Raw genomic sequence first — 25,805 nt, 5'->3', positions numbered from 1 at the left:
GGATCAGGCGGTGTAACTGGCAGACCACAGCTCAAGAACCGTATGATACGGCTTGATGAAATGCTCTTCCGTATATTTCCCCTGTGAGGTTGCCAACTGGGTACGTTCCTCACGATCATAGACAATGCGGGTGTTGGAATAGTCCTGATATTTCAGACTGGGCTGAAAACAATCAGAGGCTGCTGCGTTGGTATTGTAAATTTCGGGACGGTAGATCTTCTGGAAAGATTCCATCACACTAATGGTGCTAATAAGCTCCATCGTGGAATAATCAGACAAAAGATCACCAAAAAAATAGAACGCCAGAGGCGCGACACTATTGGTGGGCATGAAATAACGAACCTTCATACCCATTTTTTCAAAATATTGATCTGTCAGGGAGAATTCACGCTGCTGGTATTCAACGCCCAGAACTGGATGCTGATTTTCTGTCCGGTGATAGGTTCTGTTCGTGGAAACACTCAGGCATATGATCGGCAGTTTCCTGAAATTTTTCTTGTATGTGCTGGAATCCATGACGCTCTTAAAGAGATTTCCATGTAAATTCCCGTAGTTATCGGGCACGCTGAATTCCGATTTGTCTTTGTTATACTGAGGCAGCAATACGCTGAAGTCATAATCCCGCACATAGGAGGAAAAACTGTTTCCAGCCAGACCTTCTATACGTTTGTTGTCTTTTTTATCGATGATTGTCGTGTAAAGTATTTCGATCAGGGGAAAGTTTCCATGCGCCCCCGCAAAGGCGAGATCCATTTCTACTGAAACGATTTCAAGCTCAATGGAATAACGATCACCCTTTGGGTTATCCCAGCGCGCTAGATCGTTGAAACGATTATCAATCATTTGCAGGACGTTGCGCAGGTTTTCCTGACGGCTCTCCCCTCGTGCCAGATTGGCGAAATTGGTCGTGAGACGTGTTCTATCGGATGGGTGATAGTTTTCATCGAAACGAATCCGATGAATATTGAATGTGGAATCCTGGATCATTATGGTCCTGCATCTTTACACAGATTGACAACCAGAGTTTTGTGTAGAGCAACCAAAAACTACCCATTTTTATTCTGATTTCTCAGTCGATGATGAGCGCTATGCCTACCGTTAAACACTGTATCCGCTTTATGTAGGAGTTTAAGAGTGAATAAAAATGATTTTATTTCATAAAAACATAAATTCTATGCATGGATTCATGCGCGCAAAATCAATGCGCCTCGCGCTCTGAGACTCCGGCGGCTTCCTTGCAAAGCGGCCAACAGGTTTTTTCGTGTTTCAATCAGATGTGTTTCAGTCAGCGCAATCGCATGGTTTTTTTCTCCATTTTTGAGCGCGGCAACGATGGCACGATGTTCATCCCATCCGTGGTGTGATGGCTTATTTTCCAGCCAACGTGCCCGGCGCAGGCGTGTCATGGCATCTTCCACACCCTGACAGATAAAACGGTTTCCGGATAAGCCCGCAATCCATAGGTGGAAGTCTCGGCCTGTCTGGTCCAGTTCTTCCGGGCTGGTGGAGGGGGTGATCGATTGCAACAGGTTTTCAGCGGTTGCAATCTCGTCTGTGCTAATTACTGGGGGGGCACGCCGCAAGGCTTCGAGTTCCAAAGCCTCGCGGTAAACACAGAGTTGAGCGACGTCCTCAAGGTCTATTGGTGGCACCATCCAACCACGTCCTTCACGGCTGACTAGCCCTTCAGCTTCAAGACGGAACAGGGCGGTGCGTACCGAGGTTCTGGACACTCCCAACAGGCTCTCCACGCCGCGTTCGGTCAAACGTTCGCCCGGCCCGAGTTCCATATCAAGAATAAGCCGCCTGAGCTGGTCTTCTGCATGCTGCATCTGCGTGACGATTTTTTTCATCGCCGCCTCCCTCTTGACCCGGTGTCTGTGGCATTCTTAACGGTATCCCTAATTGGTATACCAAGAATCGGGAGATTTTTGAAGGATGAGTATTCCTTATGTCCACCGTTTCTAAACCTGATGAGCATGAGCCTGATTGGCAGCGCAATCTGATTGTGTGCTTTTTTGGTTCCTTCACAACCTTGGTTGCAATGACGCTGATGCTGCCTTTTCTACCGTTGTATGTGCAGCAGTTAGGTGTGGAGGGGCAGGCTAATATCGCCCAGTGGTCAGGTATTGCTTATGGTGCAACCTTTCTGAGTGCCGGGCTGGTGGCACCGCTCTGGGGGCGTATGGGGGATCGGTACGGGCGTAAACTCATGCTGGTGCGAGCCAGTCTGGGCATGGCCGTTACGATGGCACTGATGGGGTGTGCCACAACAATCTGGCAGCTGGTGGGGCTGCGGCTCATTGTGGGGCTTGCTGGGGGATACTCCTCTGGGGCGACAATCATGGTGGCTGCTCAGGCCCCCCGAAGTCGTTCTGCATGGGCGCTTGGCCTGTTGGCCTCCGGGGTTATGGCGGGCAACCTGGTGGGGCCATTAATCGGTGGCTTTCTGCCCCCTCTCATCGGAATACGCATGACGTTTCTCGGGGCGGGATGCCTAATTTTTATGGCGTTTCTCGCAACTCTTCTGTTGATCAGGGAAACACCATCCCGCTCAGGGGCACGGGGGGGCGGTCGAAGCAGCTGGAGTGTTATTCCAGATAAGCGGCTTGTGTTTGCCATGCTCGGTACTGGGGCGCTGTTAATGATCGCCAATATGTCGATTGAGCCGATTATTACCCTTTATATCCGAACCCTGACGGATGACCCTGCTCATGTCACCTATATCGCAGGTTTGGTCATGTCAGCGGCCGCTTTAGGGAGCATCTTGTCGGCCTCATCCCTCGGGCGGTTGGCTGATAGGGTGGGGCATGGTGTTGTTATTGTGGGCGCGCTGGCGGTTGCCGGGTTGCTGTTGGTGCCGCAGGCGTTTGTTACGGCAGGTTGGCAGTTGATCGGCTTTCGCTTCCTTATGGGATTGTCCTTGGGGGGGCTACTGCCCTGCATTTCAGCCCTGATCCGGCACAATGTTCCAGATCAGTCGGTTGGAGCGGTTATGGGCTATGCGATTTCCGCACAATATGCAGGGCAGGTTGTGGGGCCGTTAATAGGTGGTTTTATCGGCGGACGAATAGGCATGTGTTCGGTTTTCGTGGGAACCGGCTTGCTATTGCTTTTTGGGGCGCTTTGTAACGGGTGGATTATGTATAGAATGAAACAAAAGCGCTGATTTCTTTACTGTGGTTCTGCCGTTTTGGCGGGCAGTGTTGGGAAAATATTTGAAATTCTGGGCTCTTGGGCGTGAGACGGCTTTACAAGCTCAATAAAACAGCTTGAGTAGATGATTTAGAACAATTTCCAGAGTGGATTGTCAGGGTTAGCCAGCAGCTTAATGGTCAGGGCCAGCGACATAATGACAAGGAGTGGCCTAATACCTTTGCCGCCAAAACGGATGGCAAGCCAGGCTCCTACCTGATTGCCCAGAATATTGGCCCCCGCCATGCCGAAGCCGAGAAGCCACAAAACCTTGCCGCCCGCAATCATGGCGGTAAGGCCCGCCAGATTACTCAGGAGGTTAAGGAATTTGGTATTGGCAATGGCGCGCACCAAACCAAGCCCGGCAAAAGCGACCAGAACAGTTGTCAAAAACGAACCTGCACCGGGGCCGAAAAAACCATCGTAAAAGCCAACGGCGGTAATGCAGGCTGTAATACCCCAACGGCTCAACCGGGCGTGACGGTCTACTGCGCTCATGGGGGGGGCCAACAGAAAATAGACGGCCATGCTGACTAGCAGCAAGGGGACAATGGCGGAGAGAAAAACAGGGTTAATGAACTGCACGGCTGTGGCGCCTGCGAGAGAGCCGATAAACGCTCCGGCAGCCGGAAGAGCAAACTGCGCGATGTCGACATGGCCTGCTTTGAGAAAAGTCAAAAAAGCCGAGAATGTACCGATAGTGCTCTGAAGTTTGTTGGTGGCTAGTGCGGAAACGGGGGGAATGCCCGCAGCCATCAGGGCGGGAATGGTCAACAGACCACCACCGCCTGCCAGAGCATCTATACAGCCTGCCACAAATGCGCTTGAGATCAGAAAAAAAACAGTTTCCAGTGTAAGATGCATGATGGGTGATAAACCTGATCTAAGCTGTCATAAGGGCAGGGGGTGTAGGCTGGCCTAAATTATCAGGCGCGGGCCGAGAAGCGATCCCATGCGGTAATTTCACGTGTTGGTATTGCGGCTGCATCAAGACCGATAGCTGTTTTCAGGAAATGCAGTTCCTCGTCTTTTTGCTCCAGCGGCACTTCTGTAAACCATGCTTTGGGATGACTGTTGCTGCCATCGTTCCAGCGGTAACCACGGGCCTTTAGTTTGTCTTTATACTCAAAGGGGGCATTTTCTGCCCAAATCTGCCAGCGGGGTTTACGGGCCTCCCGAAGCAGGGCGGAAAGAGCTGGGGCTTGCGTTTTGGGCAGACGGGTGTTGAGGAGAGTGACACCAGCCAGACAGTCATCGGTCGCTCTGTGTCCGTCAAAGAACCACCCTGCCTGCATGGCGAGATAACCAAGGCTGCGCCCTTCAAAACCCTCTGCCTGCCAAGGCACATCCTCCATGGAGCAGGCCCATGGTAATTTTGAAAATCCATCCCAGAAATTTTCAGCGAATAATCTGTCAAAGCGGGCATTATGGGCAACGATAAGGGACGCCTGTGCCGTAAACTGCGCAACATCGTCCGGGCTTACGGTTTTCCCTGCGACCATTTCCTGCGTAATGCCGGTCAGGGTGGTAATGTCCGGGGGGATAGGTTGGTTGGGTTCTCTTAGGCGGCTGAAAGTCGGCAGGGTGCCGAGAATGGTGCCATTCAACGTATAGGCGAATGGCACCATTCCGAATTCTATGATTTCATCATGCTGTGGATCAAGGCCGGTTGTTTCCAGATCCAGAAAAATGCCCAGCCGTGTCTGATCATGCGGGAGATGTCTGTTAAGCGGGATTGGGGCAATGCGGCGTAAAACCTTGTAAGTTCCCTCAGCTTCCAGTGTGTGGGCAAGTTCTTCAAGGCGGTTTTGTTTCACAGAAATCTCTCCCGGCATCATGCCGTAGTCTGCAGGTCTAGCCTGTTGTGTTCACAATAAGTGATCCGCACAGGTTAGGGTGTCACTAGAAGGTAAAGTGTCCCATAAACAGCGGTTTCATTCTCGCGACAGCCCTTGGCCTTATAAGGCCAGCATGTGGGTTTGCCCAGTCTGCAGGTAACGATGCCAGCCTAAGTATTATGTTTCCTTTTCGGATACGATCACAGCCATCAGGTGAGCGGTTTCGAGTTTAAATTGCTTGCCCCCCAGAAACTTCGATCCGCTGTGCATTGATCCAGCGATTATCCTCCGATAGCAGTGAGGCAATCATGGGGCCTATGTCGTCTGGTAGTCCCGGTCGGCCGAGTGCCGTTGTTTGGGCAATATGCCGGGCAATGTCCGGGTTGTCGCGCACGGCGCCGCCTGAAAAATCCGTCTGGATGGCACCGGGGGCAACGGTATTGACAGCGATCCCACGGCCTCCAAGTTCCTTGGCCATATAATGTGTCATCACTTCTACTGCGCCCTTCATTGACGCATAGGCAATGCGGCCGGGGTAAGCAAAACGGGTCAGGCCTGATGAGATGTTCACGATCCGTCCACCATCCGCTATGAGCGGTAGGAGTTCCTGTGTCAGGAATAAGGGGCCTTTGACATGGATGCGATAGGCGGTATCGAGATCCCCCTCTGTTACCTGCCCAAACAGGCTGGTTTGGGATGTACCCGCCATGTTAACCAGATAATTGAAACGTTCAGCCCCCCATTCCGCCAATATGGATCGAACGTTTTGTGAAAAGGCTGGAAAATCTTGTGTGTTGGATGTGTCGAGTTGCAAGGCTCTGGCACTGGCCCCAATGCGTTCAACTGCGGAAATGACCTCATCAGCCGCAGATTTGTTTGCATGATAGGTAAAGATCGAGCAAATGCCACGGCGGGCGAGTGCCTCGACAGTGGAACGGCCAAGGCCGCGGCTTCCGCCGGTTACGATGGCTATGGTTTTTACAGCAGGCATGGGTCTCTCCATTTGATGGTGGTCCCATGTTGGCCACAATGGCTTCTGTTCGATAAGATACGCCTTTCAGACAGCATTGTTTTGCTTCATGGAATAATCTGATGGACAGGCTTGCTACACTCGATCTTTTTGTACGTATTGTTGAGCGCGGAAGCTTTAGTGCCGCAGCTAGGGCTTGTGGCGTTTCACGGCCTGTCGCGACCGCAGCCATCAAGGCGCTGGAAAGCAGACTGGGCGTAAGGTTGCTGCAGCGTTCGACCCGTCATGTGCAGCCAACGGCGGAGGGGGTAGCGTATTACCGCCGATGTGTGGCGATCCTTGCAGACCTTGAGGACGCGGAGCGTAGCGCGAGTGGCGCTGTTGCGGGTGTGCTGCGTGTTGATGTGGTCGGGTATCTCGCACGCAGGGTTATGCTTCCGGTATTGTCTGACTTTCTTGCGCTGCATCCAGCGCTGACAGTTCACCTTGGAGAAGGTGAGCGCTTTGTTGATCTGATCCGCGAGGGGGTTGATTGCGTCGTAAGAGCCGGTGCGTTGGCTGATAGCGATATGGTGGTGCGGCCTTTGGGAACGATGGAAGAAGTAACTGTTGCCAGTCCTGACTATCTGGCACGGTATGGAACGCCAATTAACCCAGCAGGGTTGGAGGGGCATCAGATGATTGGTTTCGTATCATCGCGTACCGGCCAGCCCTTACCGCTGGAATTTACAGACGCAGGAGGTGTGCGGGAGGTGGTGCTGCCAGCACGGCTTCTGGTGAGCGGTGCTGATACGAGTGCTGCCGCGGCAAGGCTGGGTTTTGGTCTTGTGCAGGCGCCACGCTATCGTTTTTCTGAGGATCTGGCGAATGGTGCGTTGGTTGAAGTTCTTGCGGATTTCCGGCCGATGCCCACACCCCTTTCGGTGCTGTACCCAAGCAGCAGGCAACTTTCGCCCCGTGTGCGTGTCTTTGTGGACTGGCTGGTAAAGGTTATTACGCCCCAATTGCAGTCTGGCCAGTAAAGTGGACATGCTCTGGCGTTAAAGGCTGTTTGTCTGTGGTCTGCCTGCCAGTATCTGCTCAAGGGAGTGGAAAATTTTTTCATTTTCACATTGCGTAACATTAAAACGCATGAATGAAGACGCAGACTGGCTTACACTAAAGGCATTGCCCGGCGCGTGAATGATTTTGTCTGTCAGGCTACTGAGGGCAATCTTGGTTGAATCCTGCCCATCGGGCAGGCGGCACCATAGATAGAAGCCGCCCTTTGGTACAATCCATGGCACTATTTCCAGTGTTTTGAGTTTATGCGCTACTGTTTTGCGAGATTTTTCGAGACGTCGCATAATTTCATGCATGTGTTTGCGGTAGCTACCGCCTTCCAGCACGTCTGCAATTACTTCTGTGGTGATGGGGCCGGGGCCGCCAAAACTGGTTGCCACCTGTAGGTCAATCAGCCCGTCGATTAATTCTTTAGGGGCGGCGATATAACCGCATCTGACTGATGCAGAAAGCGTTTTTGAAAAACTGCCAACCCGGATGACATGTTCCAGCCCATCCATGACTGCCAGACGGGCAGATGGCACGGTTTCAAAGTCCGTAAAAATATCATCTTCAACAACCTGCATGCCTGATGTGGCGACAATGCTGAGCAGGCGGAAGGCTGTCTGTGGCGAAAGTGTTGCGCCAGTAGGATTATGTAGAACCGAGTTGGTAATATAAAGGCGTGGTTTTTCCTTGAGAACAATCCGCTCGAAGGCCTCTGTGTCCGGGCCGGTTGTGGTGTAGGGCACACCGACAATCCGTATTTCATGAGCCCGGAGCAAGGCTTGGAAATTGAAATAGCATGGATCGTCTACCAGTACTGTATCGCCACGTCGCACAAGTAAACGGCAGATCAGATCAACAGCTTGCGTGCCGGAGCCTGTGAGGAGAACCTGATCGGGGCTGATGTCGAGCCCTTCGGTGGCGAATTGCGCCGTCAGTAGCCGTCGTAGCCTCAGGGCGCCCCGGGTGCCGCCATATTCCGATAGAATGGTGTCGTCTCTGCGTGCTACGGCCCGCAATGCCTTGCGCAGGGCTTCATGGGGCATCCATTCTGTAGGAAGCCAGCCGCAACCCGGTTTCAGAACCGTTGGATCAGAGTCAAGAGACTGGCGGGACACCCAGAATGGATCAACAGCTCTTGCGGCCGGTGTGGTGGTATCCGCCAGAGAGAGCGGGGGGAGTGCGCGTCCCGTAACGTAAAAGCCAGATCCCTGCCGTGGTGAAATAACGCCTTCGGCTGCCAGCCGGTCATAAGCTTGCACCACGGTAGATGGAGAGGCCTGCAAGGTTCTGGCAAACTGTCGGATTGATGGCAGGCGGTCACCGGGCACCAGTGCGCGGGTTGCTATGCGCTGCCTGATAGCGTCCATGATGGCGAATGTGCGCGTGTATTGATGTTTCACAGATACTCTCAAAATTGTATGGGGCTTATTGCCAGTACAGTTTCTCATAACTGTATCATATTGTAGCTGTGCCAGACAATTTCCGCCCCCTACATTCAGGCACATAAAAAATCTGATAAACTCAAGGATTCCGGTTTATGAAGCGGACAACAGAAGGGTGGGGCAGCGGTCTGCTGGCTGTGCTCATCTTCAGTGGTTCTTTACCTGCAACGCGTGTGGGGGTTGCAGATTTCTCTCCTATTTTCCTGACCTGTGCCCGTGCCGTAATTGCAGCGCTGTTGGGGAGTGTCTGCCTGTTCACACTCCGGCAACCATGGCCGGAGCGGCGGGATATTGTTCCGCTCGCTCTCGTAGCGTTAGGGGGCGTGGTTGGTTTTCCGTTGCTGACGGCGCTGGCGCTACAACATATTACGGCTGCCTATTCCATCGTGTTTATTGGTCTTTTACCACTGGCGACAGCTCTTTTTGGGGTTCTGCGTGGTGGAGAACGGCCTAAGACTGCTTTTTGGTTATTCTCCATAATTGGGGCCGCTACTGTGGCAGGGTTTGCGCTTTATAACAGCAAGGGGGGGCATTTTACGGATGATTTACTGATGGTTGCCGCCATTCTTGTTTGTGGTCTGGGATATGCAGAAGGGGCTACGCTCTCTCGTCGTCTTGGCGGTTGGCAGGTCATTTCATGGGCTTTGCTTTTGTCCATGCCATGTATGGCGGTTATTGCGCTGGCCTACCTACCTGCCAGATGGGGAGATATTCATCTCTCCTCATGGCTGGGTCTTGGGTATGTTTCCATTTTCAGCATGTTAATCGGCTTTATGTTCTGGTATCGCGGTCTGGCGCTGGGTGGTATTGCGCATGTCGGACAGCTTCAATTGCTTCAGCCCTTTTTTGGGTTAATGCTGTCTGCCCTTTTTCTGCATGAGCCAATTGCGTGGACTATGGTGGCTTCGACACTTATCGTTGTTCTATGCGTGGCAGGTGCAAAGCGGTTTTCCTGATCTATTGCTTTGCCTAGCTCTGGGCCGGTTCTGCGGATTTATAAAACTCAGGCATATGGCCCGGATTGGGAAAGTGCCTTTTTATGTCGCGCTCGTGTGACTTTGAGCGTGGCACCAGCAGCGCAACCGCACAAAGCAAAACTGAAGAGTCCCGTCCAGAGATAATGTCCATCAGTTTGCGTCACACTGGCGAAGAATGTCGTAGCTGTTTGAGAAAACATCCACGCCCCCCCAGCTCTGGAAGCCAGCTTGCCGGAGGGATCGACAAGGCAGGTCACACCTACAAGGCTGGGGTAAATAAAAAACCACGCAGCATAATTAATGATAAATGCGGAGCAGAACAGAAGTTGATCTGTCGGGTAGGCTTGTATGATACAGACACCACCAATCAATAAAATGGCAGGAATCAGCAGAGGGCTGACAGTCTGCTTGCGGCTGCTCCATGCTGTTATAAGGCAGGTAAGCAGACCCACAACATTAGAAACCGCAGATAGTTTTCCGAACGAGACGGCATGAAGGCCTACAGAAGCGCCAATACGTTCAGTAAAAGGCCAGACAGCCAGACTACCCCCTGTGTAAAACAGAACGGCCAGCAGCGCCCAGTATGACGTTCGGGGAGAGAGTGTAAGGCGCGGACTGGGAGATGGAGCCGAGAGTGTGAGTATAGGGCCGCCGGGTAGAAAGGCCATAAAAGGTAATGTTAAGCAAATCATGCCCGCCAGAACCAGAAAAACTCCTTTCTGTCCGGCCTGAGTGGCAGCATGGGGTAGCAAAAGACTGGCCATGCTGAAAACGATAGTTTGCACGACCATGACAAAAGAAAGCACGAAAACAGGCTTGCCCAGACGGCTGGCGCCGATATTGACGACTGCGTTCAGCGATCCAAGGCTGAAACCGGATAAAACGCGCAGCAGCATGAGCGGTAGCAGGGCGTGGGCAAAAGCTGAGCCTGTTTGCGCGACGATAAGGCCGGAGGCGGCCAGAAATGCAACAGAACGCAGCCTGAGACGTGAAGACCACGGGGCTATGCCGGTCATGGCGATTGCGTAGGACAGCATTTCCACGCAACTCCATAACCCGGCCTGCATAAGGCTGAAGCGACCACTTCTGACCAGTTCGCCTACGGCAAATGGCCCGAGGGAGTTCATGCTATGAGCCGCGCAGTCCACAGCACTGACTGCAGCCAGAATGAAAAACGCCGGGCGGTTATCCTGTCGTTGGGTCATTATAGAGACTGCATGACTTCAAAGCCGAACGCACGCAAGTCTCCGGGGTAACGACTGATATTCCTGTTGAAAAACTCTCCGAATGCATTGGTATAGGTCATCTGGTTGGTGACATTATGAAGCCAGAAAGCAACTTCCGTCTTTTGATTTAACGAATGCCATGCAACACGCACATTGCCTGTAATGACTGGACCTTGCGAAAATGCCTGTTTTACGAGTGCTTGTACTTGAGGAGATGCCAGAAAGGCCGCAGGGGTTGTTGGGTGGGTGTCCGACCATGCCTGAAAGCGGTAGCGGCTGGTGTAACGCCAGTCTGTCTGGACGGTAAAATCACCAAAAGACACCGGAATTTTATAGCTGAGCAGGAAGTTGGCTGTCACATGCGGCGCACGCTCCAGTGGCTGGCCGGAAAGATCGACCGGATTGCCACCATTGAAAGGTGTCGGGGCGCTGGCATTATGGAAATTGGTGTAATGGGCATCCTGATAGGTGACGCCAAAAGTACCAAGCAGGTTCTGCAGAGGCCTGACCTGCCCCTCAAACTCAAAACCGTTGGAAACAGCCTGAGCTGCATTGGTTGTATGTGTGCCGGTATTCTGCAGGATTGTTACCTGCATGTTGTTGTAGTCATAATGAAAGCCCGACAGGTTAAGCTGGGCTTTTCCTCCCCAGATACGGGCTTTGATACCACCTTCATAATCTGTCAGTTCTTCGGGATCATACAGGCTGAAATCGGATGTGGTAGCGACATAGGTATTGTAGTTGCCGGTACGGAAGCCGCGTGCATAGCGCAGATACCCAATGATACCCGGAGCAAAGCGGTATTTGAGACTGGCATCCTCGCTATCTTTGTTGAACGTCTTGCTCAGGGGCGGCCCACTCATAGCCTGCCCGGTCGTGGGGTCTATGAAAGTGTTTGTATTGGTGTTGATGTAGGTCAGCGACCGGTTACTGGCATCGTAAGGGTTGGAGGAGTCGGTATTGTAGGCCCATGCTTCGCCGTTGGCGCTTCTGGTTTCCGAGGTAAAGCGTCCGCCAATATCGAGCGTCAGGCGCGGGGTCAGATCAAAAGAGAGAGCCGAGAAAACCGCTGCATCCTGTGTATTGATGTTGAAGCTGGAGGCATTGCCTCCAACTCCGAAGTCAGTTGGGCTGTACAAGGGTTGTTGGCTGTATGACTGTGTGAGGTTGCGCATGTAATACACCCCGCCGATATAGCGGATTTTTTTCTGCTGAGGGGATGAAACCCGGATTTCGTTACTTAAAACCCGTGCAACACCACCAATATTTTCCTGATAATCAATAGGAGCCGGGCTGGCATCGTCATCTGAAAAGACGTTGAAGTGATTCCATTCCAGCGCGAAAATATCGGCCAGGCTCCAACCACCCTCAAAGTCGTATTTGGCATTTACAGACAGGCCAGACCGTCTGGTTGTCGCGTCTGTCCGTCCGTTGTTCTGAATGTTTCTGCTTGAGGTTTGTACATAACCCTGAGCGTCCATGCCGCCATCAAGCAGACCTACATGGTCGATAGGCACCATGGTTTTGTTACGGCCTGTGTGCATCTTGATCAAGATGGAGAGGTTATCAATCGGTTTGGCTAATATCTGCCCGCGCATGTCATAATACTGGTAGCCGCCGGTAGGGTTGTTTGTGCGACCGTTGTAGTACTGGCCATCATAGTCACGGTTTACAATGGCAAAACGGGCCATCAGCTTATCTTTGATGATCGGGCCGCCAATCGCACCTTCTTCACCGAACAGACCGTAATCACCCGCAGTGCCGCGCACGTACCCATCAAGCGTATTGGTAGGTTTTTTGGTATAGTAGGAAACCATACCAGCCGTTGTGTTCTTGCCTTGCAGAGTGCCCTGTGGCCCGCGGAAGACTTCTACATGATCAAGGTCGTAAATCGGCACCCCCTGAGAGGCGCCGCTGTCCAGAAATACATCATCTTCCGAAACGCCAACGGCGGTTGTCATATTGGCGGAAAAGTCGTTTGTGCCGATGCCGCGCAGCCGGTAACGCGGATTAGCGGAGCCGGATGTCGTTTCCGCCATCAGGCCGGGTACATCCCGTGCGAGGGTCAGGGCATCTCGCACACCGGTTGTCTGCAATGTCTTGCCGCTGAGTGCTACAATAGAGGCCGGTGTGGTGTTGGCCTGTTGTGCGCGTTTGTTGGAGCGCACCGTAATTTCCTCCAGCTTGCCTGCAGCCTGCCCCGCAGGATGTGTGGACGCGGTTTTTCGGGGCAAAGCTGCGGCCTGCTGTTGCGGCTTATCCAGAGGCAGCTCGGCGGCGCTGGCCGCATAAACCGTGCCTGTGGACAGAGCTAAAGCGAATGTGATTCTTTGTGTTGTGAGAACAAAAGCCATGATTGTTTATCCATTCCTCGAGCAGGGCAGGCGAGCCTCGGCTTCAAGCTGCTCCAGAGGTTTGTGATTTCTGATATACTGGCGGTGTGCATTGGCGGGGGGCTGGTAGTCCCACGGAGTACAGTGCCCTGTTGCAAGAGCCTGTTTGACAAGCATCCGGCGGGCCTGACTGGTCAGCACGCTTTGGTACAAGGCATCAAAATCCCAGCGGCTTCGGGCTTCCTCTGTAAACGCAGCCAGTGTCTGGCTGTGTTCGGGGTGGTCTGCCAGATTGCGCGTTTCATCCGGGTCGTTTTGCAGGTCGTAAAGCTGATCCGGGTCTGTGGGGGTATGGACATATTTCCACTGCTCCCGTCGGATCATAACTGTTGGGGCGAATGTACCTTCGCCCAGATATTCCCCAAAGGTTTCATCTGTTTCAAGCTTTCCCCCGTGTAGGCAGGGGCTCAGGTCACGGCCGCTGGTCTGGGGGGCGGCGGGGGCGCCAGCCAGGGCGCAGAGGGTTTCCCCCACATCGGCCAGGCTGACAGCCTGCGTGAGACGGTGGGCTGTTGTCTGCCCCGGTAGGGTAATAAGGAGCGGTACACGGCAGGCGCCCTCGCGGAACGACATTTTATACCACTGACCATGCTCGCCCAGCATTTCGCCATGATCGCTGGTGAAGACTATGGCCGTTGTTTTGTCCAGTCCCGTTTCGGCAAGCGTATTCAGAAGCTGTTTGAGCTGATGGTCGATATAGGAAATGGCCCCGTAATAGGCACGGCGTGCTTTCCGAATATCTGCATTTTTTGGTGGCTGGGCGGTAATGCCACACGCCTCACGAATACGGACTTCCGCAGGGTGCAACGGGTCTGGGCTTGTTACGCGGGGGAGAGGGATGGGCGTCTCTTCGTAAAGATTCCACCATTCGGGCGTAATGTTGAATGGGTCATGAGGGTGGGTAAAAGAGGCGACTAGGCAGAAGGGGTGCCGATGGGTGTCTGTGCGGGCAAGATCGTACAGTTTGCGACGGGTGGCGAATGCGACTTCTTCATCAAAGTCGAGCTGGTTGCTGCGTAGGACAGGGCCTGCGTTCAGCACGGAATCCATGGAATGATACCAGTCGGGTCGCCCCTGCCTGTCTGTCCAGTCAGGCACCCATGTAAAATCAGCCGGATAGATATCGGTTGTCAGGCGTTCTTCAAAGCCATGGAGCTGATCTGCTCCAACGAAGTGCATTTTGCCAGCCAGAATGGTGCGGTAGCCTGCCAGACGTAAACGATGCCCGAATGTGGGGATATCGGAGTGCCATTCACAGCCATTATCATAAACCCCACTAACGGAAGGGAGTAGTCCGGTCATGAGCGTGTTGCGTGAAGGGCCGCATAACGGGCTGGCGGAATAGGCATTGGCAAAAACAGTGCTGTTTTTTGCTAGTTCTGTCAGGGTTGGCACTTTGACAACAGACGGATCGCGCCCTCCAAGGAGTGCTGGTAGAACGGTTGCCGTAAGCTGGTCTGCCACAACCACGAGAAAATTCAGGGGCGCTTCGGATTGCGGGCTCATAACGTAAATTATCTCCATATGCATAACAACACTATGGTCTTTGATATTTTTTATATAATCTCACATAAAATGTTATTTTTGATGTATGTTCATTCTTATTAGTGGTATAAGGCCGGGTTATGACACCGAACCAGATCGAGTATCTGCTCCGCTCCATCCGCATTCTGGAAACCGTTGGCAGGCGCGGCAGTTTTAGTGCGGCCGCACAGGAGCTGGGCATGACACAACCAGCCATAAGCCAGCAGATTGCCCAGTTGGAACATGTGCTGGGTTTGACATTGTTCAGGCGGCTGCACCGGGGGGTGACACCCAGTGACGCAGGGCAGATCCTGCACACGGCGGCGGCAGACATGCTGGCAAGGATGCGGACTGCCATGACTGCTATCGAAGCCAGTAACGTGCAAACGAACCTGACTGTACTGACAGACTATGGTTTTGCCGCAAATTGGCTTCTGCCGCGCTTGGCGGATTTTGAAAGCCAGCATACAGCACTGGATCTCTGTCTGCTGACAACACAGGCCCGGCAGACAGGGGCGGCATCGGATCAGGCGGATATTTCTATTTTATTTGGTAAAAAACCGGACGCCGCCGCAGGGGCGTGTTTTCAGTTGTTTGCAGAGGAAGTGTATCCGATTTGTAGTCCCCGTTATCTTGCAGGTATGGAGCCGGTGACTTCTGCCGGGGATCTGGTGCGTGGGCGGCTTCTGGCGTTGGATAGCCCGGCGCAGAACTGGTTTACATGGGAGGACTGGTTCCGGCTGGCGGGGCATCCCATGCGGCAAGCTGGAAGCCGGAACTCTTTATTATTTGGCAATTACCCATTGCTACTACAGGCCATTTTGCATGGGCAGGGTATCGGCCTTGGTTGGCGGCCTCTGATTGATGATTATCTGCAGAGTGGCCAGATTGTTCTGGCCTGGCCTGAGCCGATCAGGAGTGAGCGCGGGTATTTTCTGTCAGTAAACGCAGAGAGGAAAAATTTGGCTTCTGCGTTCCGACAGTGGGTGGTGGAGCAGGCCAGAAGCAGTCCGTTTTCCACAGCACAGTAAGTTTGGTCAGAGGGCTGGAATCCTAACCCCCGGTTTCTTTAATGAACCGGGGGTTAGGTCTGTTGTGTTCAGGTTGCAAGAGAATGCTTTTACACCTGAAGGTTTCTCAGGAAGGTAACTGACGCAAGGCTTGAAACAGACTGTCTACATCAGAGAAGGTGTTGTACAGTCCAAAAGAGGCGCGTACGGTTTCCTCTACCCCGAAGCGGCGCAAGGATGGCTGTGCACAGTGGTGGCCTGAGCGTGCGGCAATGCCGTGCCGGTCAAGGTGGCGGGCAATATCGCCGGGTTTATGGCCATCAATAACAAAGGAAAGGACACTCGCCTTATGGGCGGCCCGTCCGATAATCCGCAAGCCACGAATATCGGAAAGCTGAGCGGTGGCATAGTCCAGTAGGGCATGTTCATGTGCAGCAATAGCATCCAGCCCGAGTGATTGCAGATAGTCCACTGCTGCACCAAGCCCGACAGCCCCAGAAATATCGGGTGTACCAGCCTCGAACTTTTCGGGAAGCCCCTGAAACTCCGTATGCTCGAAGGTGACATCCCGTATCATATGGCCTCCGCCCTGCCATGGCGGCATGGCTTCCAGCAGCGCCCGTTTTCCATACAGAATGCCAATCCCGGTTGGCCCGTAAATCTTGTGTCCTGAAAGTACGAGAAAATCCGCATCCAGCGCCGTTACGTCGATCGGAATATGTGGAGACGATTGGGCTGCATCTACCAGAACGGGAATACCCCGCGCGTGGGCTAGTTGTATGATTTCCTTTACCGGGTTTATGGTGCCCAACGCATTGGCAACATGTGTAATGGAGACTATTTTTGTTTTTTCAGTAAGGAGCTTTTCAAACTCTTCAAGAATGAGTTCGCCGCGATCATTGACGGGGGCCGCTTTGAGTTCCGCGCCGGTTTTTTTGGCCAGAAGTTGCCATGGCACGATATTGGCATGGTGCTCGATGGCTGAGACAACAATACGGTCACCAGCACCGATATGCGTGCCACCATAGCTTTGTGCGACAAGGTTAATGGCTTCAGTTGTTCCGCGCAAAAAAACAATTTCAGCCGCCTCTCGTGCGCCTATGAAGCGGCGTAGCTTGTCGCGGGCTGCTTCAAACGCATCTGTCGCACGGGCCGCCAGAGTATGTGCGGCCCGGTGGATATTGGAATTATCCTTTTCGTAGAAAGAGGAAATGGCCTGAATGACCGAAAACGGCTTTTGGGTTGTTGCCGCATTGTCCAGCCATATCAGACGGTGTCCGTTGACACGCTGATGTAGGATCGGGAAATCCTGTCGGGCGCTTTCAGGGTCATATCCTGAAGGCGCAACACCAGCGAATACTCCTGTTTTCTGGGCAAGATGTTCCAGAAAATACGGACGCGCACCGTAGTCTGTTGAAGCCTCCCATGCTTTGAAGGGTGGCAGGGCTGTTTCCTCAAAAAACGGGGAGGTACGGGTGCCTGTTGGAGCAAAGGGCGCAGTCTCGCCAGATGTTGCTGCCGGAACCGGTGTGTGTGCCCACACCGGTTCGAAGGATGAGGCATCGCCCGCAGCCGCGTAGCCCGTAGGCCGTGCTGCTGTCAGGGATGGCTGATCCTGTTTCAGCACATCCTGAAAAGCGCGCGATACCAGACTGGTTAGCCCGTTTTCAGTCTGGTTCTCATGGGTGTCAGGTATAGTCATGATAGTTTCCGACAAGAACATGATCGAGACGGGCGATTGCATCTTCGACCAGCACCGCGGCCGAGAAATACCGGGTAATCAGATGAGAGGCGACGGAATGCTGATCCGTGCCACTGTAACGGACAGAAAGCCCCGGTTCGACCTCGCCGGTAATGCCGGTATTATGCAGGCCGATCACCCCCTGTTCTTCTGCCCCTGTGCGTAGCAGCAGGATCGAGGTTTCTCCGGATTGAGAAACGGGGATTTTGTCTGAAGGAATCAGTGGCAGGCCGCGCCATGTCAGGAAGGGTGAGCCAAACAGCGTTACGGTTGCGGGCGGCACACCACGGCGTGTTGCCTCCCGTCCAAATGCAGCAATCGCCTTGGGGTGTGCGACGAAAAATGCAGGGCGCTTCCACACACGGGCAATCAGTTCATCCAGATCGTCTGGGGTTGGCGGGCCGCTCCGTGTGGGAACGCGCTGGGCTGGAGGTGTTTCGTTGAGAAGGCCGAATTCAGGGTTGTTGAGCAGTTCCCATTCTTCCCGTTCACGAATGACATCTATAACTACGCGCACCTGTTCGCGTAGCTGATCATATTCATTGCTGTACAGGTCGGTAATACGTGTGTGTGTTCTCAGCACCGTTTGCAGGGTATGCAGATAATATTCCCGCGGATGATCCTGATAATCCACAAAAGTTGTTGGCAGACGCTGTTCGCCATCGACACTTTCCAGCACATCAATGGCGGCCTCACCATAGGCATTGATCCGCTTGCCATCGACTTCCGTTACGATGGACGACAGTTTTTCTTCCAGCCATGGAAAGCGTGCCGCAATGTCGCGGGGTAGAATGAATACGGTGCTGTCGGTCAACACCCGCAGGCGTGCCTCAGCGCTCTGGGCCGGGCGGATATATTGGCCGCTCCCGGCCAGAGAGCGGCGCACCGGGCGTCCGCCAGAGCCTTGCCCGAGCTCTTCAATACTACCCGATGCCACCACGACAAAAGCAGTCGGGTCAGTCAGTACTTCGCCTGCACGTACAAGGCGGGTTTCAAAGGCACTTGCCAGATCGGCAAGCTGTTTTTCATCGGTTCCCGCCAGACCTGGCAGGGAGCGGAAGCTTTCAGAAACAAGGCGGGCCTGCGCACCATCACCCGAAAAGGTAAAGCCACCAAACTGGGGAGCGAGAATACGCCGACGGTTCACGCGGAATACACCGCCTCCCACATTAACCCATGGTAGCAGCCGATGCAGCCAGCGGGGCGTGCGCTCAAGATTCTGGACACGCGTAACATGGGCAGTAGAAAGCTGGCGGGCTGACAGGTTGCGGTCGAGCGCGGTCGGCCCTGAAGAAGATACAGGCGCGATGGATGTCATGATTTTTTACTCTTGCTTATGCCCAGTGAGGGCGCGTGAGAATATTTTTGCGACAAAACGTCAGTCTATTGTTCTGCTTATCAACATCGATCAGAGGAGGGATGTGCAAGCGATGCAGACGAAATACTGTGCGACATGTTGTTTTCTTCCCTTGCATTAAAGGAGAAACAACAGGCAACGATCACGTGGCTAGATCACGTAATTCAATGCCGGCAGACTTTGATCCATTGTCAGGGAAGGGAGGTTGGTATGCCGTGGCCCCACCGCACGCGCCGGATTGCCGACAACGGTGGTAAAGGGCTCAACCGGCTTTATGACAATAGCGCCCGCCCCGATTTTTGCGCCTTCGCCAATTTCGATATTGCCGAGTATTTTCGCGCCGGTGCCAATCAATACGCCGCGACGGATCTTGGGATGACGGTCTCCACTTTCCTTGCCAGTGCCACCGAGAGTGACATTCTGGAGTAATGCCACGTCATCTTCGATCACAGCGGTTTCACCCACGACAATACCTGTTCCGTGATCGAACATGATCCTTTGCCCCAGAACTGCGCCGGGATGAATATCGACAGCGAAAAGCTCTGAAGCCCGCCCCTGAATGCAGTGTGCAAGGGCGCGCCGTTTTTCCTGCCAGAGCCAGTGAGCGACCCGATGGGCCTGCACCGCCTGAAAACCTTTGAAGAACAGAAGAGGTGTCAGGTATTCCGTCACCGCTGGATCGCGCTGGCGGATTGAGTGCAAGTCTGCGGCCACGCTTTCTAGAGCTTGCGGGCAAGCCAAGAAAAATGATCGTACCAGTTCTTCCAGTGCCTGCTTGTGAATTTGTTCATCTGCAAACTTCCGGGCAATCAGGCGTGAAAGCGCGTGACCCAGGTTAGCCTGCTCCAGAACAATATCCCGCAATAACGGTGCCAGCACTGCATCAGTCTGCTCTTGTGCTTCCTGCTGCAGGTGTTGCCACAGCCCATCGGCCAGACTGGTGCCAGCCCATGGGGTGTTGGCGGAGGGTATGGAATGCGTCTGTTTGGTCACGGAATAGCTCAAAGGGGCAGAAGATCGTTCGGCTGTTGCAGGGAGCGCCCTGTCAAGCACGCGTGCCTCCATGTCCGCCTCCTGATGGAAGTGGAATGACGCGTAATTGACGAACGGATCGTTTTCCAAAAAATGTTTGATTGAATTGAGGCATTTTAGACTGCCCTTATCGCACAGGAAGGCGGCTGGCTGGTGGTGCCAGTTTCAGGTCAGGAAAAGCGGCGTTATTGACCGCAGCCTGCAGCCCTACATCGGCCCAGAGTGTGTTTGTTACCCCACTGAGCTATTGCCCTGTTTGCCTTCTGGCTTTTCATGTTCGTGTGTCCTTTCTGAACCACACGCGCATTGGGACATTAAAATGCTCCCGCGTCAACAACCAACGACATGAATGTGTTGTTTATTTTTTAATAACAAAAATTACGATATTTTCCTGTGGATTGATATTGTCTCGGCAGAGCGATCCTGATGCGTAAAAAAATGCCGTCTGGTCTGGTTTTTAACGCCAGAACAGACGGATCATAAGCCGGTCTATCCAAAAGGGCCGTGGATCAAGGGGCAGAAGATTATTTTTTCTGACTGTCCGCTGCTTCTGGCAGTGTCCATGCGATCAGATAATCACCCAGTTTGGTTGGAAATGAACCATGCCCCCCAACATAAGACACCACGTACTGTTTGCCATTGATAGAATAGGTCATGGGGGTAGACTGCCCGCCGGCAGGTAGAGGTTGCTGCCACAATGTCTGTCCCGTGGTGACGTCATAAGCACGGATATAATAATCCATCGACCCGGTAAGAAATGCCACATTGCCAGCAGTAATCAGGGGGCCGGCAAGGGCTGGCACACCAATTTTAACGGGTGGCATGGTGAGTGGCACGGAACTGCCATACAGGCTGTTTTGTATGGTGCCATTGCGATGCTGCCAAACCACCGTGTTGGTAGAGAGGTCAAGCCCAACCATGTAGCCCCAAGGTGGGTTACGGCATGGAAGGTTCAGGCCCACCTTGGCCAGAACGGGATCGACAAAGGGGCTGATTTCGACGGCGTAAGGCGCGCCGTAATTATGTTGTAAACCACTTTCTCCTCCACTGCCTACGGCTCCCTCTTTCGGGGGCCAGAGCGGGTTGTTCGGGCCTCGTGGCACAAGACGGGAGACAAAGGGGAGTGAAAGCGTATCCGCGACGGCAATCTGGCGTTGCGGGTCAACCGCCAGACCGCCCCATTCAAAAATGCCGAGGTTACCGGGGAAAACAAGCGTGCCCTGAGTGGATGGGGGAGTGAATGTTCCCTGATAACGTAATTGGTGGAAGGCAATGCGGCAGATCAGTTGATCAAACAGTGTGCCGCCCCACATATCGGCACCGGTTAGCAGAGCCTTGGGTCGAAGGGAGAGATCAGAAAAAGGCTGCGTGGGGGAGGTGTGATCTCCCGGAGCGGCCCCCTGCGGGACGGGTAGTTCAGGAGCCGATACAACCAGCTTGCCTGTACGACGATCCAGTACAAAGATATTGCCGGTTTTGGTCGGTGCATACAGGGTCGGAATAACGGTACCGTCTTTTTGCTTGATATCCACAAGGCTTGGCTGCGAGGGAACATCCATGTCCCACAGATCATGATGGACAGTCTGATAGAACCAGACGAGTTTGCCAGTATCCGCGTTGAGGGCCAGAATACCAGATGCATATCGTTCAGAATATTGATCCCTGTTGCCGCCCCATTGGTCAGGTGTTTGCACGCCGGTTGGGATGTAGATCTGATTCAGAGCCGCATCGTAGGATGAGGTAATCCATGAGTTGGGTGAGTTCGGAACAAACTTGTGATCCGGTCCGGGTAATTGGTTGGGATCAGGATTGCCGGGGTCAAAAACCCAAACGAGTTTACCCGTATAGAGATCAAAAGCGCGGGTTACACCAGAGGGTTCATGCACCGAACCATTGTCGGTTACAGCACCTGACTGAATAACAAGGCGGTCAGTAACAACGGGGGGAGATGTGCCTTGCCACTCACCTACTGTTGTGAAAGGCATGCCTTCTTCGCGCAGATCCAGTTCGCCGTTTTGGCCAAAGCTGGGGCAGGGGGAGCCATCGTCCGCATTAATGGCAAAGAGACGGCCATCATTTGTGGGTAGAAAAATACGGCGGGGGCACTCGGCTGGCGCAGGCTTGCCATCGATTGTAACGGCATTGGCAGGCGTTGCATGGTAAGTAACGCCACGGCAGGTCAGGTGCTGGAAACCGGGGTTGACGTAAAGATGAGGGTCAAAAACCCATTTGGTTTTTCCATCCGCTGCATCAACGGCAAAGAGCTTCTGGTGGGTGGAGCAGAGATAAAGGGTTCCGTTGGCCATGACGGGCGTGGCTTCATTCGTTGTCTCGCCCGGGTCATTTTTGGTTTTGAGGTCGCCCGTTCGCATAATCCATGCGATTTTTAGTGCGTTGACGTTTGACGCGTTAATCTGTTTCAGGGGCGAAAAACGGTTGCCGAACTGGGTGCGGCCCCAGTCATGCCATTCTGTATCGGAGAGTGCTGTCGCGTCACCTGGAGAGGCATTGGCAATATCTGTCGGCAGTTTACCATTAAACGAGTAGGGATCTCGCGTTGTGGAAAATGCAACGACGAGAACCGAGAGCAGAAGACTAAGCCCTAGCGGGGCAATAGTGGTACGGCTGGCGCCCAAGGGGCGGGTAATGAAAGGCATGAGAAGCAGGAGGCCAATAATGACAATGGCATCACTGCGGGGTAGCAGCGACCAGAAATCGAGACCGGCTTCCGCTATGGCCCATATAAGGCTGCCCAGCGTAATGGCAGTGTAAACCCATAAAGCAGCAGGTTTTCTGCGGTAAAGAAGGACAGCGCTCGCCAGCATGGCAAGGCCGCAGAGCAGATAATAGGGCGTGTCACCGTAGCGTAAAAGCCATGCCCCACCAATGGTAAGGCCGAGGCCGGTCAGCGCGACGAGTAATGCCGTCAGCACAACCGGTATTGATGCGCGAGGGAGCGTGGTCATATCGTCTCCAAAAGTGCAGATGTGGAGAAAAGGGTCGGCTGTCGAGCGCTGCTGAAGGCCGAGCCTGTCATAATGTTAAGCGAGGCCGTCATTTGCGGGAAAACCGGTAGAGCGTCGTGTAATCGAATGTCTGGCCGGGCCGCAGTTCTGTTGTGGGAAAAGTCGGATGGTTAGGGCTGTCGGGATAATGCTCGGCTTCAAACGCAATGGCGTCAGTCTGCCGATAGGCTTTTCCGGAAATCCCGGCATAGCCTCCATCCAGTGAATTAGATGTATAAACCTGCAGGCCGGGCTGGTTTGTCAGGACATCCATCGATCGTCCTGAACGCGGATCGTAAATCTGCGCAGCTAGTCTTGGGGTTTGGTTGGCTGGGCCGTTGATAACCCAGTTCTGGTCGTATCCGCGTGCGTACATCATCTGTGGAAAGGAATCCCGCAGGCGATCGCCAATGGCATGGGGTTTGGTAAAATCAAGAGGTGTCCCCGCTACGGAGGCGATTTCTCCCGTAGGGATCGAAGTCTCGTCTGTTGGTGTATAACGGGTGGCTTCGATCTGTAATATTTCTGGGGCAATTGACCCAGAACCTTCACCGTTGAGGTTCCAGTAAGTGTGGTTGGTCAGGTTAAGAACTGTTGGAGCATCTGTGGTGGCCTGATAATGCAAGGTCAGGGCATTGGTGTTATCAAGGCTATATGTGACTTGTGTGGTTAATTTTCCGGGGAAACCTTCGTCTCCATCGGGCGATACGAGAGAAAGTGAGGCATAGGCCGCCTTGCTGTCAGCATGATGTCCCGAGAGCGTCCAGACTTTCTTGTCAAAACCTGTTTTACCACCATGCAGGGCGTTTGGTGGGGCTGTTATGGCGATATGGTATGTTTTGCCATCAAGTGTAAACGTGCCTTTTGCAATCCTGTTTGCGTAACGGCCTATTATGGCACCAAAAAACAGACCACCTTTGGCTGAGTCGATGGCATAACCATCCAGTGTTTTAAACCCGAGTACAATATCGCCAATCTGGCCAGAACGATCCGGTGTTTCTATCGACTGGATAATGCCGCCATAGGTTATGATTTTTACTGTTATATTATGGTCATTCTTCAGGGTAATGATTTCGATCTTGCGTCCATCCGGGAGTTTTCCCCATGGGGCGACAGATACTTTGGGCGAAGCGAGTGCCGCGCCAAAACAGAGCGATGTGGCCACCCCTGCCAGAGCGATGTGGCTCAGTAAGCGATGGCGGAAAAGATATTGTTTCATCATCGTGTTTCTCTTGCCGTGAACGAAAGGGATAACAGGATGCCGTGCATCAGAATGTTACACCCATTTCCATGTCGATAAGCAGGGCATTGGCGTAACGGTTCGTGCCTCCGGGGTGCCAGATATACTGTAGGCCCGGACGAAGGGTGAGCCAGGGGGAGGGGCGATACCCATAGTTGATTTCGCCAGCATGTTCGCCGCTTGGCTTATAAATATCCCCGTATCCCTGCTGTTGTAGGGCCGCTGCGTAAATGCCAAGTTTTGGATTAACAAAGTTGAATTTTCCACCAATGCTGAACGTATCGTTCGGGCGGTTTTTAAACGTGCCTTTACGTACAATGCCCCAGGTAATGTAGTAGGGCGCTATTGCCGTTCGCGGATCGCCCCATGTGAAGGACAGGAAAGCGACTGTAGAGCGGTTGGGGTCAGCCGCATCGCGTTGCAGCATCTGATCGCCTTCGAACCACCCGCCGTAGCGACCGCGTATTTTTTCAATTGGCAGAGCGCCGACATTAACACCCGAGGGCTGGAAACCTTGGAACTGGCTATAAACATTATTAACTTCGGAGGTATCCCAATACCCCCCAAACTTGATGTTTGTAGGGAGTGCTCCATGTGTATCTGTTCCACCAAAGTGCCAGCCAATCTGGAACGGTAGATAGACGCCCGTGGTTCCGTGCAGCCCCAGTTTCCAGGCATAGCCTGTGTTTGAAATTGTGGGGTCAACATTGTAAATGCCCGCCGAGACAAGCATGCGCTCATCGCCAAACGGAAATATTTTCACATAAGCACCGGGGTGAGCGGTTGGGTAATAACCATAGCCCGAATTGCTGGCCAATGCCTGAGGCATACCGCAGACAGCATTTGTTTCAAACTGACAGTATAGATTCATGCCCCAATGCATGGTGGATTGGGCAAAATCATTCTCGGTATTGATCCACCCGATTTCGGCATCAACGTAACGCCCGAACTGCCGCTCAAAAGAGAGGCGTGTAAAACGGATCGTTTCTCCTGAGCCAAAGATTTCCTGCGGGCTGTTCAGGGTCGGAAGCTGCTGGCCGATACCAAGTCCTGCACGTTCTGTCAGGAGCACATGAAAAATACCGATATTTTTCCCGGTAAGCTGGGCGAAATTGACATCTGCCCCGAGTGCCAGTTCATGGGCATAGCGCACGGTGCTGGCGCGGCCTCCTACCGGGTTGCCTGCGCTATCCTCAAGATAATGGCCAAAGAGGTTAATGCCTTCATTCTGCAGGCGGATACGCTCGCCCGCCCAATCTCCTGTCATGGTTTTCTGATCAAACCAGTCGTTGAAGGAAGGGGGGATAAAAGGTGTGTCGGGTATAGGGGCTGGTGCGTGACGTGTTATCCCCAAAGAGGCAGGGGAGCGATCATACGGACTGCCAAAAAGAATAGGCGGCGTATCAGGGGAGAGAGTTGCCAGAGCGTGTGAGGCATTTTTTTCTGGCGGCGCACTGTCAGTCATGATGCGCTTAGCTGAGGGTAAACGGCCTGTGACCTGTGCATGAGTGGGCGAATAAGCCGTCAGGGAATACCCGACCAGAGCAGCGATACCGACCGCTTTTGCTGTGTGTCCATATATGAATGAACGACTGGTCATGCTCTTCCCTGGGTTGTTTGTTGCGGCGTTGTGGTAGCGCTAACATATGGCGTTGCATAGATGGGTTGCAGCTAACGCACGAGTATGTGATAAGGTTCCAGAAAGTTATTTTCCCCTTTAAATAACTGTAAAAAATGGGAATATCTTTCTCTGTGCTCATAATTAAATTTTATGTAATGGATAAAAATCGTCGCGGGCTCTTGCC

The 25,805-nt window shown here is 53.2% G+C and carries 19 protein-coding genes; 4 read left to right on the top strand and 15 right to left on the bottom strand.

The window, feature by feature from the left end; genetic code table 11:
• Positions 1 to 3: 3 nt before the first annotated feature.
• Both J2D75_RS11715 and J2D75_RS11710 read right to left on the bottom strand, forming a co-directional pair.
• A complete protein-coding gene (locus tag J2D75_RS11715) occupies positions 4 to 987 on the bottom strand; it encodes a DUF1852 domain-containing protein (RefSeq protein ID WP_207855001.1) in 984 nt (327 codons plus the stop codon).
• A gap of 197 nt (positions 988 to 1,184) precedes the next feature.
• The gene (locus J2D75_RS11710) at positions 1,185 to 1,853 is read right to left on the bottom strand and encodes a GntR family transcriptional regulator (RefSeq protein WP_207855000.1); all 669 of its coding nucleotides are present in this window, start codon (positions 1,851 to 1,853) and stop codon (positions 1,185 to 1,187) included.
• Positions 1,854 to 1,951: 98 nt separating this feature from the next.
• Here J2D75_RS11710 and J2D75_RS11705 point away from each other — a divergent pair, with 98 nt between their 5' ends.
• Positions 1,952 to 3,169 (top strand): MFS transporter, encoded by a 1,218-nt coding sequence (locus tag J2D75_RS11705; protein WP_207854999.1) that lies wholly within the window; start codon positions 1,952 to 1,954, stop codon positions 3,167 to 3,169.
• A gap of 116 nt (positions 3,170 to 3,285) precedes the next feature.
• Here the strand turns inward: J2D75_RS11705 and J2D75_RS11700 are convergent, their stop codons facing one another.
• The 3 genes from J2D75_RS11700 to J2D75_RS11690 all read right to left on the bottom strand — a co-directional run bounded on the left by J2D75_RS11700 (position 3,286) and on the right by J2D75_RS11690 (position 6,024).
• A complete protein-coding gene (locus tag J2D75_RS11700) occupies positions 3,286 to 4,059 on the bottom strand; it encodes a TSUP family transporter (RefSeq protein ID WP_207854998.1) in 774 nt (257 codons plus the stop codon).
• A 62-nt stretch (positions 4,060 to 4,121) separates the two neighbouring features.
• The gene (locus J2D75_RS11695) at positions 4,122 to 5,012 is read right to left on the bottom strand and encodes a 3'-5' exonuclease (protein ID WP_265783019.1); all 891 of its coding nucleotides are present in this window, start codon (positions 5,010 to 5,012) and stop codon (positions 4,122 to 4,124) included.
• Positions 5,013 to 5,262: 250 nt separating this feature from the next.
• On the bottom strand, positions 5,263 to 6,024 hold the full coding sequence (locus J2D75_RS11690) for an SDR family NAD(P)-dependent oxidoreductase (protein WP_207854997.1): 762 nt from the start codon (positions 6,022 to 6,024) through the stop codon (positions 5,263 to 5,265).
• Positions 6,025 to 6,125: 101 nt separating this feature from the next.
• Between J2D75_RS11690 and J2D75_RS11685 the strand changes: the two genes are divergently transcribed.
• Positions 6,126 to 7,025, top strand: a complete 900-nt coding sequence (locus J2D75_RS11685) for a LysR family transcriptional regulator (RefSeq protein ID WP_207854996.1) — start codon at positions 6,126 to 6,128, stop codon at positions 7,023 to 7,025.
• Between the two features lie 18 nt (positions 7,026 to 7,043).
• On the opposite strand, the gene J2D75_RS11680 is transcribed toward J2D75_RS11685, so the two are convergent.
• A complete protein-coding gene (locus J2D75_RS11680) occupies positions 7,044 to 8,420 on the bottom strand; it encodes an aminotransferase-like domain-containing protein (RefSeq protein ID WP_243428716.1) in 1,377 nt (458 codons plus the stop codon).
• Between the two features lie 170 nt (positions 8,421 to 8,590).
• Between J2D75_RS11680 and J2D75_RS11675 the strand changes: the two genes are divergently transcribed.
• The gene (locus J2D75_RS11675; RefSeq protein WP_207854994.1) at positions 8,591 to 9,451 is read left to right on the top strand and encodes a DMT family transporter; all 861 of its coding nucleotides are present in this window, start codon (positions 8,591 to 8,593) and stop codon (positions 9,449 to 9,451) included.
• Positions 9,452 to 9,498: 47 nt separating this feature from the next.
• Here J2D75_RS11675 and J2D75_RS11670 read toward each other — a convergent pair whose 3' ends face one another.
• Genes J2D75_RS11670 through betC form a run of 3 tightly spaced genes read right to left on the bottom strand, consistent with a single transcriptional unit; the run spans position 9,499 to position 14,597 of the window.
• Entirely contained in the window at positions 9,499 to 10,677 is a 1,179-nt protein-coding gene (locus tag J2D75_RS11670) for an MFS transporter (RefSeq protein WP_207854993.1), read from the bottom strand.
• Positions 10,677 to 13,052 (bottom strand): TonB-dependent receptor, encoded by a 2,376-nt coding sequence (locus J2D75_RS11665; protein WP_207854992.1) that lies wholly within the window; start codon positions 13,050 to 13,052, stop codon positions 10,677 to 10,679. The genes J2D75_RS11670 and J2D75_RS11665 overlap by 1 nt, the downstream gene beginning before the upstream one ends.
• A gap of 6 nt (positions 13,053 to 13,058) precedes the next feature.
• A complete protein-coding gene (gene betC / locus J2D75_RS11660; protein WP_207854991.1) occupies positions 13,059 to 14,597 on the bottom strand; it encodes a choline-sulfatase in 1,539 nt (512 codons plus the stop codon).
• A gap of 119 nt (positions 14,598 to 14,716) precedes the next feature.
• Between betC and J2D75_RS11655 the strand changes: the two genes are divergently transcribed.
• Positions 14,717 to 15,646, top strand: coding sequence for a LysR substrate-binding domain-containing protein (locus J2D75_RS11655; protein ID WP_207854990.1), 930 nt, complete (start codon positions 14,717 to 14,719; stop codon positions 15,644 to 15,646).
• Positions 15,647 to 15,752: 106 nt separating this feature from the next.
• On the opposite strand, the gene J2D75_RS11650 is transcribed toward J2D75_RS11655, so the two are convergent.
• The 6 genes from J2D75_RS11650 to J2D75_RS11625 all read right to left on the bottom strand — a co-directional run bounded on the left by J2D75_RS11650 (position 15,753) and on the right by J2D75_RS11625 (position 25,600).
• Complete coding sequence (locus J2D75_RS11650; protein WP_207854989.1) at positions 15,753 to 17,327, bottom strand: SufS family cysteine desulfurase; 1,575 nt, start codon at positions 17,325 to 17,327, stop codon at positions 15,753 to 15,755.
• Positions 17,314 to 18,684, bottom strand: a complete 1,371-nt coding sequence (locus J2D75_RS11645) for a family 2B encapsulin nanocompartment shell protein (RefSeq protein ID WP_207854988.1) — start codon at positions 18,682 to 18,684, stop codon at positions 17,314 to 17,316. The genes J2D75_RS11650 and J2D75_RS11645 overlap by 14 nt, the downstream gene beginning before the upstream one ends.
• A 189-nt stretch (positions 18,685 to 18,873) precedes the next feature.
• A complete protein-coding gene (gene cysE / locus J2D75_RS11640; RefSeq protein ID WP_207854987.1) occupies positions 18,874 to 19,788 on the bottom strand; it encodes a serine O-acetyltransferase in 915 nt (304 codons plus the stop codon).
• A 491-nt stretch (positions 19,789 to 20,279) separates the two neighbouring features.
• Complete coding sequence (locus tag J2D75_RS11635) at positions 20,280 to 22,721, bottom strand: membrane-bound PQQ-dependent dehydrogenase, glucose/quinate/shikimate family (protein WP_207854986.1); 2,442 nt, start codon at positions 22,719 to 22,721, stop codon at positions 20,280 to 20,282.
• 88 nt (positions 22,722 to 22,809) lie between these two features.
• The gene (locus tag J2D75_RS11630) at positions 22,810 to 23,982 is read right to left on the bottom strand and encodes an aldose epimerase family protein (RefSeq protein WP_207854985.1); all 1,173 of its coding nucleotides are present in this window, start codon (positions 23,980 to 23,982) and stop codon (positions 22,810 to 22,812) included.
• 46 nt (positions 23,983 to 24,028) lie between these two features.
• Positions 24,029 to 25,600 (bottom strand): carbohydrate porin, encoded by a 1,572-nt coding sequence (locus tag J2D75_RS11625; protein ID WP_243428715.1) that lies wholly within the window; start codon positions 25,598 to 25,600, stop codon positions 24,029 to 24,031.
• Between the last annotated feature and the right edge of the window lie 205 nt (positions 25,601 to 25,805).

Source organism: Acetobacter suratthaniensis (assembly GCF_017377745.1).
Classification (GTDB): Bacteria; Pseudomonadota; Alphaproteobacteria; order Acetobacterales; family Acetobacteraceae; genus Acetobacter; species Acetobacter suratthaniensis.
This window is presented reverse-complemented; position numbering and strand designations above follow the sequence as displayed.

Coding starts and splice junctions, on each gene's coding strand:
- J2D75_RS11685 (WP_207854996.1), top strand. CDS start 6,126: ATGGACAGGCTTGCTACACTCGATCTTTTTGTACGTATTGTTGAGCGC.
- J2D75_RS11680 (WP_243428716.1), bottom strand. CDS start 8,420: ATGGACGCTATCAGGCAGCGCATAGCAACCCGCGCACTGGTGCCCGGT.
- J2D75_RS11630 (WP_207854985.1), bottom strand. CDS start 23,982: ATGATGAAACAATATCTTTTCCGCCATCGCTTACTGAGCCACATCGCT.
- J2D75_RS11625 (WP_243428715.1), bottom strand. CDS start 25,600: ATGACCAGTCGTTCATTCATATATGGACACACAGCAAAAGCGGTCGGT.
- cysE (WP_207854987.1), bottom strand. CDS start 19,788: ATGGAGGCACGCGTGCTTGACAGGGCGCTCCCTGCAACAGCCGAACGA.
- J2D75_RS11675 (WP_207854994.1), top strand. CDS start 8,591: ATGAAGCGGACAACAGAAGGGTGGGGCAGCGGTCTGCTGGCTGTGCTC.
- betC (WP_207854991.1), bottom strand. CDS start 14,597: ATGAGCCCGCAATCCGAAGCGCCCCTGAATTTTCTCGTGGTTGTGGCA.
- J2D75_RS11690 (WP_207854997.1), bottom strand. CDS start 6,024: ATGCCTGCTGTAAAAACCATAGCCATCGTAACCGGCGGAAGCCGCGGC.
- J2D75_RS11700 (WP_207854998.1), bottom strand. CDS start 4,059: ATGCATCTTACACTGGAAACTGTTTTTTTTCTGATCTCAAGCGCATTT.
- J2D75_RS11635 (WP_207854986.1), bottom strand. CDS start 22,721: ATGACCACGCTCCCTCGCGCATCAATACCGGTTGTGCTGACGGCATTA.
- J2D75_RS11710 (WP_207855000.1), bottom strand. CDS start 1,853: ATGAAAAAAATCGTCACGCAGATGCAGCATGCAGAAGACCAGCTCAGG.
- J2D75_RS11645 (WP_207854988.1), bottom strand. CDS start 18,684: ATGACATCCATCGCGCCTGTATCTTCTTCAGGGCCGACCGCGCTCGAC.
- J2D75_RS11705 (WP_207854999.1), top strand. CDS start 1,952: ATGTCCACCGTTTCTAAACCTGATGAGCATGAGCCTGATTGGCAGCGC.
- J2D75_RS11670 (WP_207854993.1), bottom strand. CDS start 10,677: ATGACCCAACGACAGGATAACCGCCCGGCGTTTTTCATTCTGGCTGCA.
- J2D75_RS11665 (WP_207854992.1), bottom strand. CDS start 13,052: ATGGCTTTTGTTCTCACAACACAAAGAATCACATTCGCTTTAGCTCTG.
- J2D75_RS11715 (WP_207855001.1), bottom strand. CDS start 987: ATGATCCAGGATTCCACATTCAATATTCATCGGATTCGTTTCGATGAA.
- J2D75_RS11650 (WP_207854989.1), bottom strand. CDS start 17,327: ATGACTATACCTGACACCCATGAGAACCAGACTGAAAACGGGCTAACC.
- J2D75_RS11655 (WP_207854990.1), top strand. CDS start 14,717: ATGACACCGAACCAGATCGAGTATCTGCTCCGCTCCATCCGCATTCTG.